Below are 16,083 nucleotides of genomic sequence, written 5' to 3'. Positions count from 1 at the left end.
AATGTGAAAAAACAACTTTCTATGACTGTTTTGTCCGTATTTCACATGTGGGGCGCGTCGTGTGCATAGACGGTGAGGGGCCACTTTTTCAGAACGCTACGTGGGTCCGCCTTCGCCCAGATCCCAGTAGAGGCCCGTCATGCCCAGCAGGCCTTCGCGCAGCACGTCCGGCGGAAGGTGCTCGTTGGGTGCATGCTGCGAACAGCCCGGATAGGAGTGCGGCACCCACACGGTACGCAGGCCAAGCACGTCGGTGAATATGTCATTGGGCAGTGATCCGCCCAGGTTGGGCAGGATGGCAGGTTTCTTGCCGGTTGTGCGGGCCAGTGAGTCTGCAGTCCACTTTACCCACTTGTCTTCGGGATCAATGCGCGTCGCCTGGAACATGGTTTCGCCGGTGGATTCGATGCGCACCATTGGAAAACCCTGCCGATCAAGATGGCGCCGCAGCGCCGGCAGAATCTGTTCGGGGTCTATGCCGACGACAAACCGTAGCTGGCAGCGGGCCCACGCGCGCGGCGGTATGGCATTGACGGGAGTTGCCGGATTGCCGGTCTTGTAGGCCAGCACTTCAAATGAACACCAGCCAAATACGCGTTCGGCGGGAGACAGGCCTGGTTCGCCCCATTCGGGCTCGATGGTGGGGCCATCCGCCCCGCCGTCCACTTCGCAATCCGCCAACGCACGGCGCACCGAGTCGGGCAGTTCTGTCGGCACCCATTCGGGAATGCGGATCTGACCATTGGCAGAGACAATGCTGGCAATAGCATGAGCCAGCTGGATGCCGGGGTTGGAGATGAGGCCGCCCCAGTTGCCCGAATGATGGCCGCCGGCACGCGCATCAATAACCAGATCGATGTTTACGCTGCCCCGAGACCCCAGAAAAATAGTGGGGCGTTCGGCGTTCAGCCGCGGGCCGTCCGAGGCCAGCAGCAAATCGGCCTGGAGCATGTCTCGGTGCGCGGCACATATTTGTCGCAGGCCCGGCGAGCCCGTCTCCTCGCCCATTTCGATCAGAAACTTGGCATTGAACCCCAGCTTGCCTCGTGTTTCCAGCACGATGCGCAGGGCTTCCATATTGATGGTGTGCTGCCCTTTGTTGTCGGCAATACCGCGTCCATACCACATTCCTCCCGCCTCGGTCAGCGCCCAGGGGCCCACGCCTTCCTTCCATTCGGGTTCCAGCCCGCGAATGACATCGCCATGGCCATAGCCCAGCGCGGTCGGCAGGTGCTGGCCTTCCTGGCGTTCCGCATAAAGAAAGGGCGCAAGGGCATCGGGATGCGTCAGCGTCTCGCAGTGAAAGCCCATGGCTTCAAACGCGGGCCGTATTTCCATCTCCAGATAATCGGCCAATACTTGTTTGCGCTCCGGGTTCTGGCTTTCCGTCGGCATGGCGATGCGGCGGGCCAGGGTTGCCTTGAATGCGCCTGTATCAAAACAGGTGCTGGCATTGGAAAGAGCGAGTTCGCGAGTCATGACGGCTGTCCTTCTTCAACAATGTCGGGATAGAGGTGGCAAGCGACCATGGCGCCGTCCCGGTGAACGGGCATGGGTATCTTTTGGTCGCAAAAATTCAAGCGTTGCGCGCAACGGGGATGGAAAGTACACCCTGGGGGCGGATTGACCGGGTCGGGAAAAGAAAGCCCGAGACCAATGTCAGGAATGCCTTGGCCTGTCTCGGGAGTGAGTACGGAGGCCAATAGTGCCTGGGTATAGGGATGGCGGGGTTGACGGAAGAGATCCCGGGTGCGGTTGTACTCCACAACACGCCCCAAGTACATCACGGCAACATGCGTGGCGATGTGCTCCACGACCGCCAGGTTATGGCTGATGAACACGTACGTGAGATCGAACTGTTTGCGCAAGTCCAGCAGCAGGTTGAGGATCTGCGCTTGCACGGATACGTCCAGCGCGGAGGTTGGCTCATCGCAGATGACCACATCGGGGCGCATCACCAGCGCACGCGCGATGGCGACACGCTGGCGCTGGCCGCCTGATAGCTGGCCAGGCGTACTGCCGGCATGGCGCGCACTCAGGCCAACACGTTCGAGCATGTCCATGACTTCATTGCGCCGCTGCTCGCGTGTGCCTATGCCATGGACTTCCAGCGGAAGCGCTACGATCTCCGCGACAGTCCGGCGCGGGTTCAGTGAAGAATAGGGGTCCTGGAATACGGGCTGCACGCGTCGCGACATGGCGCGGCGGCTCATGCCGCTGATGTCTTCGCCATCGAGCTTCATGGTGCCCTGAGTGGGCGCGATCAGCCCCAGCATCATGCGCGCCAGGGTGGACTTGCCGCAGCCTGATTCGCCCACGATACCGAGGACCTCTCCGCGCAGTACGGAGAGATCAACGCCGTTGACCGCATGCAGCGTCTGGCGCGGCCTGAACATGCCACCGCCTATCGAAAAGTCGCGCCGCAAGCCATGCGTGGAAAGAATCGGGCTCATGCGGGCACCTCCAGCTGCTCATGAATGCACTGCCAGCGCTGGCCCGACGCGTTGCCATGAACAGGAATGGTGTCCGCGCATTCTGCTTGCGCGTAACTGCAGCGGTCCCGGAACGCACAGCCATGTTGAGGGCCCACGAGCGAGGGCACGACGCCCGGTATGGTGCCAAGCTTGCCGCCTGGCGCGGTTTTGCCAGGTACGGGAATACAGCTCATGAGGCCGCGCGTATAGGGGTGGTGCGGGTGATCGAAAATATCCGCGACGTCGCCTTCTTCAACGATTTCGCCAGCGTACATGATGGCCACCCGGTCAGCGATTCTGGCCACGATGCCCAGGTCATGTGTAATAAGAATCATGGCAATGCCCAGTTCGGCCTGAAGGTCTGCCAGCAAGCGCAGGATTTGCGCCTGAATCGTGACATCCAGCGCGGTACTGGGCTCGTCGGCGATCAGCAGTTCAGGCCCGCACATCAAGGCCATGGCAATCATGACACGCTGACGCAGCCCGCCTGATAGCTGATGCGGATATTGACCGAGGCGGCGCGCGGCGGATGCAATCCCGACTTTTTCCAGAAGCTCGACGGCACGAGCACGCGCCTGCTCCTGTGTTGTCTGCCGGTGGAAGATATAGTGCTCCATCAACTGATCGCCGATGGTATAGGCGGGATTGAGCGCCGTCATGGGCTCCTGGAATATCATCGCCATCTTGTTGCCTCGCAGCGTATTGATCTGCCGCTTGCCGGCGGAGCTCATATCAATTCCCTGAAATATAAAGCGCCGCGTGGAGCGCTTTGCCTGGCGGGGCAGCAATCCCATCAGGGCCAGCGACGTCAATGACTTTCCGCAGCCCGATTCACCGACGAGGCACAGGGTCTCGCCGCGCCTGACATCGAATGTGATATCGCGCACGGCGTGCAGCACGCCGCCTGGCGTGTCGATATCCACTTTCAGGCCTTCGATGCTCAACACGCTATCGGCATGGTTCCCAGTCATGCGCGCTCCTCGGGAGTCAGAAAATGATGCAGGCCGTCGCCTGCTAGATTGATGGCGAAGATCAATACGGCCAGCGCCGTGCCTGGAATGGCAATCAGCCAGAACGAGAAAAACATATAGGCTTTGGCCTCGGAGATCATCAGCCCCCAGGACGGAAGGGGCGGCTGCACGCCCAGGCCCAGAAAGGACAGCGCGGCTTCGAGCAGAATGGCGCTTGCAGCCTCCAGGGTGGCGATCACGATGAGATGCGGAATGACGTTGGGCAATACTTCGGTCATGACAATGCGCAGGGTGGAGGCGCCTGCCGCTTGCGCGGCTGCCACATACTCCTGGGTGCGCACCTGCTGCGTCGCGCCGCGCATGACGACGGCAAAGCGATCCCATTTCAGCAGGCCCAGCACGAGAATGACGACACCCAGCGATCCGCCCACAATGGCCACGGTGGCCAGCGCAACCAGGATGACTGGCATGGCCAGCCGGGTGGTGACCAGAAAAGAAACCACCATATCGGTTCTGCCGCCGAAGTAGCCGGCGAGCAGGCCCATGGTGGTGCCGATGATGCCGGAAATCAGCGCGACGCTGGCGCCGATGATCAGCGAAATACGTGCGCCGTAGAGCAGCCGAGAGAGGTAGTCCCTGCCGAGCTGATCCGTGCCCAACGGGTGCAGCCACGTTCCCTTGTCGAACCAGATGGGCGGCGCATTGCGGTAGGCCAGATCTTGTACATAGGGGTCGTGGGGCGCAAGCCAGGGGGCGAACAAGGCAAGCAGCATGATCAGCAGAAGCAGACCGCCGCCTACGGACAAGGCGTGGTTGGCAAGGACGCGTCGCCAGAGCGGGCGGCGCCCGAAGCCGCCTTGCGGAGGCGGGACGGTGGGCGAGGCGATGACGGGAGGTAAGCTAGCCATGAATTACGATACCCGTATGCGAGGATCAAGCCAAGCGTTGGCAAGGTCGGCAGCCAGTGTCAGCAGTACATAGATGACGGAAAGCAGCAGCACAATGGATTGCATGACCGGGTAATCCTTGAAGGTAATGCTCTGGTAGGCGAGGTACCCCAGGCCATCCAGTGCAAAAATGGTTTCGATCACGACTGATCCTCCAAGCAGATAACCCAGTTGCACTGCGGCCAGGGCGACCACCGGCACAATGGCATTGCGCAGGGCGTGCTTGAAAATCACGCGCGATGCCGGCAGCCCTTTGGCGCGGGCAGTCCGGATATAGTCGGCGCTCAGTACTTCGATCATGCCGGCCCGGATCAGTCGCATGAAGGCAGGCGCGACGTAGTAGCCCAGCGCAATGGCAGGCATGACGAAGTGCTGCCAGGTGCCGCTGCCGGATACGGGCAGCAGGCGCCACGTCACGGACAACAGCATGATCAGCAGCAAGGCAAAGAAGAAATTGGGCAGGGCCTGGCCCAGGACTGCCACTGCCAGGCAAAGGCGGTCTATCCATGAGTTCTTGTAGAGGGCGGCCAGTACGCCCAGCGGAATGGAAATGAAGAGGGAAAAGGCCAGCGCATAGAGCCCCAACTTGACGGTCGTGGCAAGTTTTTCCAGGATGAGCGGGCCGACCTCTGTCTTGAAGTAAACCGACGTGCCGAAATCGCCGCGCACAATATGCCAGAGCCAGTCCGCGTACTGCACAACCACCGGTCTGTCCAGCCCATAGGTCTTGCGGATCATGTCAATATCCACCTGGCGAGCGCCTTCTCCCGCCAGCGCGATGGCGGGATCGCCAGAAAGATGCAGCAACAGGTAGGCGATGATGGAGACTGTCAGTGCAACCAGCACTGACAGCCCCAGCCGCTTCAGCATATAGATCGGCATAGTGTCGTCTGGCTTTTCAGTGGGTTATTTCCAGCTCATGTCCCAGAAGCGTATGAGCTCATCGGGATAGGGCGTAAAGTCCACATCGCCGCTCGCCACGTAATACACCGGCAAGGACCACAACGGGATGGCATAAGCATGTTCGGCGATTCGGGTGAGCGCCTGCTTGTAAAGGTCGTTGCGCTTATCCTCATCGATAGTGACGGCGCCCTCCGCCAGCAAGGCCTGTACCTCTTTGTCGCCGGTGACATCGTCCGCGCCGCCGCCAAAATACACTGGTGTCGAAGCCGATACATCGTTGACCAGATTCGATCCCCAGGTTTGGTGCGTCATGGATGCCTTGCCCGCCCGAATCATGTCGCGCATTGCGGCGTACTGCAGGAAGTTGAGCTTGGCATCGATACCCACCGCACGCAGATAGTTGATCAGGGCTTCTGTCTGGTTGCGTTCGCGATAGGCGACGATGCTGGTCTCGAATCCATTCGGATATCCTGCTTCGGCGAGCAGTTTCTTGGAGAGTTCGGGATCGTAATCGTAAGTTGGCGCGCCTTCGTGCGTGCAGCCGGTTTGCGATGGCGTGCAGATCGTTTCCAGCAGTTCGGCGCCTTCGCCCACGATGTTCTTGATGATGGACTTGCGGTCTATGGCGTGTGCAATGGCTTTGCGCACGCGTTCATCCTTCAGTTGCGGCGTAGGCGTGTCGTCGCGGGTATTCAGCTGCATGAAGACGATGCGCATGGTGTTGCCGCTTTTTACCTGCAGATTGGGCATGGACTTCAATTGCTCGGCCTGGTCCTTGGGCACGTGCATGATGAAATCCTCACCGCCTGAAATCACTTCAGCCATTTGGGTCTGGCGATCGGGAATGAAGCGGATAACGACTTTGCCTATGGTGGGCTGACGCTTGGGCGAGTCCTTGAAGTAATCGGTATTGCGTTCCAAAGAAATGGATTTGCCGGGAATGTACTCGACGACTTTATAGGGGCCCGTGCCCACCGGCTTGGCGCTCATGCCCTGCGGGCCGACTTCCTTGTAATACTTGGCGGGATGGATGGCGACGGTGGTTGACAGGAACTCCTTGGCGGCAGGAAAAGGCTCCTTGCTGATCACGCGTACGGTGTAATCGTCGATTTTTTCGGCGTGATCGATCCAGCTCACGTTCTGTTGCGTCGTGGCCTTGTTGGCCGGGTCGGACACGAAGTTCAGGGTATAGACCACCGAGTCGGCATTGAACGGTTCACCATTGTGGAACTTGATGCCCTGGCGCAGTTTGAACTCCAGCGTACGGTCATCCACCTGTTCCCAGCTTTCCGCCAGTTGGCCTTTGTACTCGTTGGTCATCGGGTCGCGGTACAGCAGGGTATCCCATACGTTCGCGGCGATGATGACGCCGATCCGCACGTTGTTGAAATACGGATCGACACTTTCGGGGGCCTGGTCGTAAGCCATGCGCAGCGTGTCATCCGCTTTGTTCGCCAGCGCCGGCAAGCTGGCGCTCAGGAGTCCTGCTGTGATCAGACTGGCGGCCAGGCCTCGCCACATGCCAGGGCGGCCCATGGCCAGGGTTTGCATCAGTGGTTTCATTTTGTCTTCCTCCGGGTAACGGTAGGCGGCCTTGTATACCAACTTGGCCTATTGCGCACGGTGAGCTTCTGGGGCTCATACCTGATACCATCTTGCCATAATGAGATGGCCATGCCTATTATGATTACGCAAAATAATTTTGTATACCATTAATCGACCTTGAGACAAGCATGACGACATTTGACCAAGCCATCGCTTTTGCGCAGGCCCACGAATCAACCTGGGATCGGGACGCCAGCGGCAATTTCGGTGTGCACCTGAATGACCCGCCTCCCTGGAACAGACTGTACGGACCCATCCATTCAAGGGGCCCTGTGTCGGGGGTGATTCTGCGCGAAGGCAAGGAGCTGGCAGCCTGGGGAGAGCCGGACCGCGCGGATCTTACCTTCAGCGTGGCCAAGATGTATCTTGCGCTACTGGCGGGCGTGGCGCATGATCGCGGCTTGCTGCCTGATGTGCGCGAGCCGATAGGACAGCGTTTGCCGGGGATAGGCTTTGACGAAGGCAACAATGCGCGCATCACCTGGGAGCATATGCTGCATCAAACCAGCGAGTGGGAAGGCACGCTTTGGGATATTCCCGACCAGGCCGATCGCTACCGGGCTGTCACCTTCGGCGAACCTCCGTCTGGGCGCAAAGGCGATGCGCGGCCATTGCAGGCAGCGGGCAGCTATTGGGAATACAACGATGTCCGCATCAATCAGTTGGCGTTTGCCTTGCTGCACCTGTTTCAGCAGCCGTTGCCAGAGGTGTTTCGCGAAGCCATTATGCGGCCTGTGGGCGCCAGTGAAGACTGGCAGTGGGTAGGTTATGACAATGCCTGGGTCGATATTGCGGGCAAGCGGGTTCAGTCCGTAACCGGAGGTACGCATTGGGGCGGAGGGATGTCGGTCAGCGCGCGCAATCAGGCCAAAGTGGGGCTGATGCTGTTGAACGATGGCATGGCGGATGGCAAGCGCGTGCTCTCATCGGAGTGGATTGCGCAAATGCGTCGGCCTTGCGATATTGCGCCTTACTATGGCTACCTGATCTGGCTCAATCACGCGCGCAAGATATTCCCCAGCCTGCCCGAGACCAGCTTCTTTGGCATAGGCGCAGGCAGTTCGTTTACCTGGGTAGAGCCCGAACACAAGCTTGTGGTCATCGTACGCTGGCTTGAGTCCTCGCATGCGGACGAATTGTTCGGCCAGATACTCGAGGCGGTGAAGCGGAGCTGATCAATCGCCGTTTTGTGCTGTTGGCAAGGCGGCCTGTTGTTGAAGGTCTTCGAGCACGGTTTCGCCTTTGCGTTTCAGGTGATCGCGCATGATTCTGGAGAGTCGTGCGCCATCGCGCGCTTCGAGGGCGTCTGCCATATCGAGGTGCTCACGCATGGCGCGGTCCCACTTGTCGTGGTTGAGGTTGGAGCGAAAACGCAGGTTTTGCAGGCGCAGGTTGATGTTGCGGTAGACATCTTCCAGCAGGGCGTTGCGGGATGCGGCGTTGATGCGATCATGGATTTCGCGATTGATGCGGTAGTAGGAAGAGAGATCCTCCCGCGCATGGCAGGCCTGCATTTCGAAGGTTAATGCGCGGATCTCGATAATTTCGCGATCTGTCACGTGCTGGCAAGCCAGCTCGCCGGACAATGCCTCCAGCGCGCCCATGACTTCGAAGCTCTGTCTGATATCGTCTTGGGACAGCGCCACGACTTGAGCCCCTTTGTTGGGCTGCATGCGCACCAAGCCATCGGCGCACAGCAAGCGAAAGGCTTCCCGCAAAGGTGTGCGCGACACCTGCAGGCGAGCGCACAATGTGCGCTCATTCAGACGCGTTCCCGCTGGCAGCTCACCCTCGATAATCATGTCGCGCAGGCGCTCTGCCACAGCAGTAGGCAGGGTGCGCCGGTCGATGGTTATGTCGACGTCTTCTGTCTGCGCGGCTGCGGCAAGGGTGTTGTGTGCATCGTTCATTCTCATTTGGCATACCAACTTGGAGCGGCGCGTCTTGCCAGATCATGGCTCCCGCGAAAACGGGAATGGCGCCAGCGGGCTGTGATAAGCCCGTATTTTGCGAGGGGAAGGGCTAGTGTTGACAGATTTTACTTGTTTTTTGTCGATCAACGAGGCGCGTCACATCGCTTAAATGCTATTTTGTATGCCAATGAGGGTATTGTTGCCCGCTTTCAGTCGGGCCGCGGCGCATCCGCAGGCCGGCCCTGGCGCCGGCTTTCTGCGGACCGCTGATTTCAGCGCTGGAGCTGCAGTCGTTCAATGATCGGCCCGTAGCGCTGGGCTTCGTCGTCGATGCGTGCCTGAAAATCCGCTTGCGTGCCCGGCAAGGCCGTAAACGCAAGTGCGTCAAATCGCGCCAGCAGGTCGGGATCGCTCAAGGCTGCCTGCACCGATGCGTGAAGCCGTTCCACGATCTCGTCCGGCGTTCCCTTGGGAACAGCGATGCCGGCCCAGCTGCCGCTGCTGAACCCCGTATAGCCCAGCTCCGAGATCGTGGGCACATCGGGTAGTGGCTGTACGCGCTCGGGGCCGGTTATAGCCAGCGCTTTTATCTGGCCCGACTGTATAAAGGGCATGGCTGGCGCAACAGCGACGATGCCTGCGGAAACCTGGCCGCTGGCCAGATCATTGAGCGCATTGCTGCCGCCTCGATAGGGAATATGCGTGGCGGGGAATCCAAAATGCGATTTGATTTCTTCAAAGGTTAGCTGCATGGAGGTGCCCACCCCCGGCGTTGCATAGTTGAATGCGTCGGGATGGGCCTTGGCATACGCAACCAGCTCCTCAAAGCTGTTGATGGGCAGCTTGGCATTGATCAAGATTGCATGCGGTGCGAGGCTGATGGCCGCAACCGGCTTGAAGTCTCCCAGCGGGTCGTAACTCAGATTCTTGGTCAGATATTTGGCGATGGCATAGTTGCCGCCGTATTCCAGGAGCGTGTAGCCATCTGGCTTGGCATTGGCCGCCTTGGCGCCGCCGACATTTCCGCCGGCGCCACTGATGTTTTCAACAATCATCTGGCGTCCCAGGTTTTTGCTCATGGATTCCGCAACGACGCGGGCAAGAAAATCGAACTGGCCGCCGGCGCTGAACGGCACGATCAGTTGTATGGGCCGCGAAGGATAATCGCTGCTTGCTGCCATGGCAGAGGAAAAGGTGGCAATGCCCAAGGTAACCGCCGCCGCCAGGCGCGAGGTGAACGATAGAATACGCATGCTATGTCTCCAGGTAGTTGTCGTGTGCGTGTCGCGCTGATGCCGACTGCATGATGGAAACGTTATACTTCACCGCCTCCCGGCGCTTCATTCCCTGATACTGCGATTCGATAACGCAACGGCATCGTCCGCCCATTGAGCGTGTCAGCCGGCCACGACAGCATGGCGTCCGAACCGATAACGGCACGTCATCAAGTCTTGGCGTGGCGTTATCACGAAGTTCGCTGCCGGCCCTCATCATGAGGCCTCTTTCTCTTCGAGGCCTATTTCCATGAACCAAGGACGTTTCATCAGCCGCAATGCGCAGTATTGGCGCAACAGGCCTGCCATTATTTTCAACGATCAGACGATCAGCCATGGCGATCTGGATACGCGTTCCAGCCGCCTCGCCAACGCGCTTATCGGACTTGGCCTGCGCAAGGGCGAGCGGGTCGCCATACAGGCCTGGAACCGGCCTGAGATCATTGAGCTCGAATGCGCGCTTTACAAGGCCGGGCTGGTCAAGGTGGCGCTGAACGCCAGGCTGTCTCCCCAGGAACTGATAGAAACTGTCAGCAACGCCGAAGCGCGTTTTCTGTTTCTGGATGAGGCGCATCGCGAGGGAGCCGAGGCGGTCAGGACACAGCTCGATTGCGTGGAACGCACCATCGCCATGGGCAAGCGCTATGGCGAAGACAGCGAGTACGAGACCTTGCTCATGGCTGCGTCGCCCCGGAATCCGGACGTTCAAATGCAAGCCAGCGATCTGGCGGTCCTGCACTTTACATCAGGGTCCACGGGCAAGCTCAAGGCGGCCATGCAAACGGTGGGAAACCGGCTGGCCTCGCTGCGCAAGGTGGTCATGGGCCGTATGCGGGCCAATGCGGGTGATGTTCTGGCGCTGTCCGGCCCCATCACGCACGCCAGCGGCATGTTTATCCAACCCTTTCTTTTTCAGGGGGGGACAATCCTGCTGCATGAGCGGTTCGATCCTGAACAGTTTCTGTCCTCGGTCGAGCGCCATCGTGCAGCCTTCACCTTTATGGTGCCAACGATGATCAATATGCTCATCGCGCATCCTTCCTTGCATCGCTACGATTTGCGCTCATTGCGCCAGGTGTCCTATGGCGCCGCGCCCATGGCGCCCGCACGCATCCGAGAGGCATGGGACGCGTTGGGCCCGGTGCTCAGTCAGGGCTATGGCGCAGGCGAGACGACGGGTGGCATGGTCTTGCTGGCAACGGATGACCATGCGCGTGCATTGCGCGAACGCGAGGAGTTATTGCTCTCTTGCGGCCGTGCCTTTGGGGAAACCGAGCTGCGGCTGCTGGGCGATGACGGGCAACCGGTTGATGCGGGCGCGGTGGGTGAGATCGCGGTGCGCGGTCCCGATGTGTTTGCAGGTTATTGGCGCGAACCCGAGCTGAGCGCGCAGGCGCTGCGCGATGGCTGGTGCCACACAGGGGATCTTGCGCGCATGGATGACGAGGGCTATCTATATATCGTGGATCGCAAGAAAGACATGATCATCTCCGGTGGCTTCAATGTATATCCAACCGAGGTGGAACAGGTTTTATACCGGCATCCCGCCGTGTACGAAGCCTGTGTGTTCGGCGTACCGGACGAGATATGGGGTGAGTCCGTGATGGCCGCAGTGGTCTTGAAACCTGGCATCCAGGCCAACGCGGATAATCTTGCGGCCCATTGCAAGACATTGCTCGCGGATTTCAAGAAACCGCGCTCAATCGTTCTGTTGGAAGCGCTGCCCAAGAACGCAAACGGGAAGATAGCGAGAAAGGCGCTCAAGGATCCTTACTGGAGCGGCCATGCGCGCAGGGTGGTCTAGCCGTCGATATCGTTGCGCAGAAGGTCGACAGGCTTGTGTTGATGCAGCAGGTCGATAAAGCGCTGCGCCAGCGGTGAAAGATAAGCGCCTCGGCGAGTTGTGATGCCCACAACGCGACGCCAGGCCGCTTCGCGCAAGGGGATGGGGCGCAGTCCTTTACATTCCGGCTGTCGCAACGATGATTCGGTGGCGATGGTAAGCAGATCCGAGCTGCGTACCATGCGTATCAGCGACACGCTCGACGAGCTCGACTCGACCACGACATGGGGTGTCGGCAAGCCATGCTCAAGAAAACGCGCGTCTACCCATCGGCGCGCGACAATCTTGTTGCTCGGCAGAATCCATGCGGCTTCGGCCAGCGCAGCGAAACGCAGCGGGTTGCGGAAAAAGAACGGATGGCCTTCGCGGGCAACAATACGCAAATCATCGTCAAACAGCGGCTGCTGCTCAAAATCGGGATTTGCCGCGTTGTGCTGACCGCTGATGCACAGATCCAGGTCGCCGTTGCGCAGGGCGGAAAACAGCATATCGTTCAGGCCGAGCGTGACCTGCACCCGGGCGGCTGGCCGCTGACGCAGCAAGAGCTCACAGGCCGAGGCAAAGTAATCGGCATAGTTCGGGGGCAAGCCCACCCGCAGCAGACCTATGGCGCCCAGGTGCAAGTCTTGCGCTTCGCGGACCGCCTCGTTCAGGCCAAGTTGTACGCTGTGCGCGCGCTCGTAAAAAGTGCGTCCGACCGTTGTCAGCACCATGCCTTTGGGCGTGCGCTCGAAAAGCTGCAGCTTGAGCTCGTTTTCCAGACGTTGAATGCCCTTGGTCAAGGCGGGTTGCGTTTGCCCGAGCTTGTCTGCGGCGCGTCCCACATGGCCGGTATCAGCCACCGCAAGGAAATAATTCAGGTCTTCGAGCCGCACGACATTCCCCTGCGTTATTGAAATTGACGAAACGATAATCCAGCATCCAGGCCCGCACTGTCAATATCTGTATTCCCTTAACGAAAAAGCGGCGCACCATTATGGATACGATGACAAGCTACCCTGACCTTGACACCCTGCGTGTACGTCTGCGTGCCTATCTCGACGAGGAACTCATTCCTTTCGAACAGGAAAATGGCTTTGGCTATGAAGACCGGTTTTCCAAGGAAGTCGTGCGCAAAGTATGGAAACGTTCGCGGGAACTGGGATTTTATGGATTGCAGGTGCCTTGCGAACTGGGTGGCCAGGGCATGGGTGTGCAGGACCTGTGTGTGCTCAAGGACGATGTCGCGGCATCGGGCGCGATATTGTTTCCGCACGTATTGGGCGACTGGGGCGGCCCCGCCAGAATCGGCAATCTCGTCAAGTACGCCAGTCCCGAGCAAATTGAGCGTTTTATTCTGCCCGTCGTGCGGGGCGAGCTGGGCACTTGTTTTGCGATGACAGAGCCGCAGTCCGGGTCGGATGCCGCCAGCATCAGAACCCGGGCTGTACGGGACGGCGACGATTATATTATCAACGGACATAAGCACTACATCAGCGCAAGCGCATTCGCGGATTACGCGATTACGATGTGTGTAACCGATCCGGACAAGGGGTCCGATGGAATCTCGGCCATCCTGATCGAACTGGACAGGCCAGGGGTCAGCCTGACCTACGATTATCTTCCGATGACCGGCCAGCATGTGGATGCCGATATCGTGCTGCGTGATGTCAGAGTTCCGCGTGCCAACCTGCTCGGCGAAGAAGGGCAGGGCTTCAGGACGGCGATGGGCAGGATCAGCGTGAACCGGCTCCTGCATTGCCCTACCATGACGGGGCTGGCACGGCAGGCTTATCACCTGGCCGTTGATTATGCCGGCAAGCGGCAGCAGTTCGGCGGACCGATCAGCCGGTTCCAGGCCATACAGCATATGCTGGCCGATATGGCGACCAGCTTGTATGCCTGCACGAGCATGATCATGGCGACCGCAAAGATGGCCGATGCCGGCCAGGATATTCGCAAGGAAGCCTCCATGTGCAAGCTGTTCGTCTCCGAGAAATGCTTCGAGATCGCGGACAAGGCAATGCAGATTCATGGCAATGTAGGTGTCACCAGGAATCATCCGGTTGAGTTCATTTTCCGACGATTGCGCCTATATCGTATTGTGACCGGCACCAGCGAAATCCAGCGCAATACGATTGCCAAGGCAATCCTGTCCTGACCAAGGGAAGGTGCAATGACAACCACAACCTGTCTGACCGGAAAGATTGTGCTGGATCTTGGGCAGTTGCATCCGGGCCCGCACGCCGCGATGCTGCTGGGTCAGTTGGGGGCGACCGTGATCAAGGTGGAGCGTCCAGGAGGCGATACCTCCCGCACGCTGGGCCAGGCGACCTTTGTCAGATATAACCAGGGCAAGCTGGCGATTCAGCTGGATTTGAAACAGCCGGAGGACAACGCCATCTTGCTCCGTCTGGTGAGACGTGCGCATGGCCTGATCGAGGGATTTAGACCTGGCGTCATGCAACGCCTGGGTCTGGCTTACGACAAGCTTCAAGGCATCAATCCCGCACTTGTCATGTGTTCGATCTCAGGCTTTGGCCAAACCGGCCCCTACGCGCACAGGCCCGGACACGATTTGAACTATCTGGCGCTGGCAGGGTACTGGGCGGTCCCCGCCCAGGTTGACGATGTGGTGGCGCGCCCGCGCGTGAGATTGTCGGATTACTGTGGCTCGCTGCACGCCGCGCTGTCCATGGTGGTCGCGATGATGTCGGCGCAGCAGACAGGCCAGGGGCAGCATCTGGATGTGTCGCTTCATGCCGCCACGCTGGCCTGGACCTGGCCAGGCATCGCCCAGATGCTGCGCCATACTGGCAACGACACCCATGCGACGCCGCATGTCATGCCGGACAACGACCTGTTCCAGACCGCGGACGGACGCTACATCGCGCTGGGAATTCAGGAGGAGAAATTCTGGGTGGCGCTGCGGGAACGCCTGGGCGGCGAGTATCCCGCGCTATGGTCTCCCGCGTATTGCAGCAGGGCAGGCCGCATGGCGGCCAGGCGCGAGTTGCACGAGCTGTTGCAGACGATCTTTCTTGGCAAGACCAGGTCGGCTTGGGAAGCTTGCCTGGGGGATACAGAGATCCCCTGGGCGCCTGTGCTTGATTGCCGCGAAGTGGCGACCGATCCTCATGTGGTTTCTGAAGGGCTATGTGCGCCGGATTCAGACGGGGCCATGTTTCCGGTGAGATTTTCAGCAGGACTGCCGCCCGTGGCTGACCGGGCGCCGGACCTGGATGAGGACAGGCGGCGCATTCTGGACTGGCTGGAAGGCTCGGCGTGATGTGCCGATGCATGCGCCTGGCTGGCATCCGTAATAAAACGCGTGACAGCGGATTCGTAGGCTTTGCCGCTGCGCACCGCGCCAGAGTGGGAAGCGCCTTCGATTTTGACCAGGCGCTTCAGGCCTGCGGGAATATTGGTGGCTGCGGCGAACAGCTCGTCGCTCATGGTGTGCGGCACCACGCGGTCGGCGGTGCCATGCACGATCAGCATGGGCGTGGTGAGGGATGCCAGTTTTTGCACGGAATCGAAAGGCTGGGTGACCAACAGGCTTGCGCCAGGCAGACTGCCCCAGCGCAGCGTGCCCAGCATGGCCGGGATGCTGGTAAAGCTGGATTCGACAATCAGGCCCGCAAATGTCGGCAGATCGGCGCGTGACGCCAGGTCGATGGCAATGGCGCCGCCCAGGCTGTGGCCATAAACAAAGCGCTTGGCGGGATCAGGTTGGCGTCGCGCCAGTTCGTGAAGTGCCGCTGTGGCGTCTTCGACGGCTGTGCGCTCGGAGGGGAGCAGGGGCGTGGATTGGCCAAAACCGCGGTAGTCGATCGCGAGGATGGAATAGCCCATTTGGGTCCAGCGCTCCATGCGAAAGACACTGCCGTTCAGGTTCCAGCGCGAGCCGTGCAAGTATAAAACGGTGGGGGCATGGGCGTTGGCGTGCTGCCAGTACCACGCGTGCACCTGATCGCCGTTGTCGAGCGTCAGATCAAAGACTTCTGTGTTTGCAAGGGGTTCGCGCCACCATCGCTGCTGGTCGCCCGCTGGCGAGAAAATAGCCTGCCGCTGCCAGGAGTCGAGTTGCGTGCAGCCGACCACACTGGCGGCGGTGAACAGGCCGATAGCCAGCAGTCGTCGATAAAGAGAGGGCAGGCGCGCAAACATGGGG

The 16,083-nt window shown here is 59.7% G+C and carries 13 protein-coding genes and 1 pseudogene; 4 read left to right on the top strand and 10 right to left on the bottom strand.

The features are described 5' to 3' along the window. Positions 1 to 96: 96 nt before the first annotated feature. The 6 genes from ERE07_RS16115 to ERE07_RS16090 are packed head-to-tail and all read right to left on the bottom strand — an operon-like array spanning position 97 to position 6,858. Positions 97 to 1,479 (bottom strand): M20 family metallopeptidase, encoded by a 1,383-nt coding sequence (locus ERE07_RS16115; protein WP_130010063.1) that lies wholly within the window; start codon positions 1,477 to 1,479, stop codon positions 97 to 99. Further along, positions 1,476 to 2,453, bottom strand: a complete 978-nt coding sequence (locus tag ERE07_RS16110; RefSeq protein WP_130010062.1) for an ABC transporter ATP-binding protein — start codon at positions 2,451 to 2,453, stop codon at positions 1,476 to 1,478. Before ERE07_RS16110 ends, ERE07_RS16115 begins: the two co-directional genes overlap by 4 nt. After that, positions 2,450 to 3,445 (bottom strand): ABC transporter ATP-binding protein, encoded by a 996-nt coding sequence (locus ERE07_RS16105; protein ID WP_130010061.1) that lies wholly within the window; start codon positions 3,443 to 3,445, stop codon positions 2,450 to 2,452. The genes ERE07_RS16110 and ERE07_RS16105 overlap by 4 nt, the downstream gene beginning before the upstream one ends. Next, positions 3,442 to 4,353, bottom strand: a complete 912-nt coding sequence (locus ERE07_RS16100; RefSeq protein WP_130010060.1) for an ABC transporter permease — start codon at positions 4,351 to 4,353, stop codon at positions 3,442 to 3,444. The genes ERE07_RS16105 and ERE07_RS16100 overlap by 4 nt, the downstream gene beginning before the upstream one ends. Positions 4,354 to 4,356: 3 nt before the next feature. Beyond that, positions 4,357 to 5,274 (bottom strand): ABC transporter permease, encoded by a 918-nt coding sequence (locus tag ERE07_RS16095; RefSeq protein ID WP_130010059.1) that lies wholly within the window; start codon positions 5,272 to 5,274, stop codon positions 4,357 to 4,359. Between the two features lie 24 nt (positions 5,275 to 5,298). Next, positions 5,299 to 6,858, bottom strand: coding sequence for an ABC transporter substrate-binding protein (locus tag ERE07_RS16090; protein ID WP_245153752.1), 1,560 nt, complete (start codon positions 6,856 to 6,858; stop codon positions 5,299 to 5,301). Positions 6,859 to 7,028: 170 nt separating this feature from the next. Here ERE07_RS16090 and ERE07_RS16085 point away from each other — a divergent pair, with 170 nt between their 5' ends. Continuing rightward, positions 7,029 to 8,075 (top strand): serine hydrolase domain-containing protein, encoded by a 1,047-nt coding sequence (locus ERE07_RS16085; RefSeq protein WP_130010058.1) that lies wholly within the window; start codon positions 7,029 to 7,031, stop codon positions 8,073 to 8,075. Here ERE07_RS16085 and ERE07_RS16080 read toward each other — a convergent pair whose 3' ends face one another. Together ERE07_RS16080 and ERE07_RS16075 are read right to left on the bottom strand one after the other, a co-directional pair. Continuing rightward, the gene (locus tag ERE07_RS16080) at positions 8,076 to 8,810 is read right to left on the bottom strand and encodes a GntR family transcriptional regulator (RefSeq protein WP_130010152.1); all 735 of its coding nucleotides are present in this window, start codon (positions 8,808 to 8,810) and stop codon (positions 8,076 to 8,078) included. Between the two features lie 275 nt (positions 8,811 to 9,085). Next, positions 9,086 to 10,066, bottom strand: coding sequence for a Bug family tripartite tricarboxylate transporter substrate binding protein (locus ERE07_RS16075; RefSeq protein WP_130010057.1), 981 nt, complete (start codon positions 10,064 to 10,066; stop codon positions 9,086 to 9,088). A gap of 271 nt (positions 10,067 to 10,337) precedes the next feature. Between ERE07_RS16075 and ERE07_RS16070 the strand changes: the two genes are divergently transcribed. After that, positions 10,338 to 11,891 (top strand): acyl-CoA synthetase, encoded by a 1,554-nt coding sequence (locus tag ERE07_RS16070; RefSeq protein ID WP_130010056.1) that lies wholly within the window; start codon positions 10,338 to 10,340, stop codon positions 11,889 to 11,891. Here the strand turns inward: ERE07_RS16070 and ERE07_RS16065 are convergent. Next, positions 11,888 to 12,805 (bottom strand): LysR family transcriptional regulator, encoded by a 918-nt coding sequence (locus tag ERE07_RS16065; protein ID WP_130010055.1) that lies wholly within the window; start codon positions 12,803 to 12,805, stop codon positions 11,888 to 11,890. The two genes, ERE07_RS16070 and ERE07_RS16065, sit on opposite strands and share 4 nt — an antisense overlap. 110 nt (positions 12,806 to 12,915) lie before the next feature. Here ERE07_RS16065 and ERE07_RS16060 point away from each other — a divergent pair, with 110 nt between their 5' ends. Together ERE07_RS16060 and ERE07_RS16055 are read left to right on the top strand one after the other, a co-directional pair. Beyond that, a complete protein-coding gene (locus tag ERE07_RS16060; RefSeq protein ID WP_245153751.1) occupies positions 12,916 to 14,070 on the top strand; it encodes an acyl-CoA dehydrogenase family protein in 1,155 nt (384 codons plus the stop codon). A gap of 15 nt (positions 14,071 to 14,085) precedes the next feature. Continuing rightward, positions 14,086 to 15,099: pseudogene (locus ERE07_RS16055) on the top strand (CaiB/BaiF CoA transferase family protein); the annotation flags it as partial. Here ERE07_RS16055 and ERE07_RS22065 read toward each other — a convergent pair. Continuing rightward, positions 15,045 to 16,079, bottom strand: coding sequence for an alpha/beta hydrolase (locus ERE07_RS22065; protein WP_130010052.1), 1,035 nt, complete (start codon positions 16,077 to 16,079; stop codon positions 15,045 to 15,047). The pseudogene ERE07_RS16055 and the gene ERE07_RS22065 sit on opposite strands and share 55 nt — an antisense overlap. Positions 16,080 to 16,083 lie beyond the last annotated feature (4 nt).

Origin of the sequence: Allopusillimonas ginsengisoli, assembly GCF_004153455.1 — a bacterium.
GTDB lineage: Bacteria > Pseudomonadota > Gammaproteobacteria > Burkholderiales > Burkholderiaceae_B > Allopusillimonas > Allopusillimonas ginsengisoli.
This window is presented reverse-complemented; position numbering and strand designations above follow the sequence as displayed.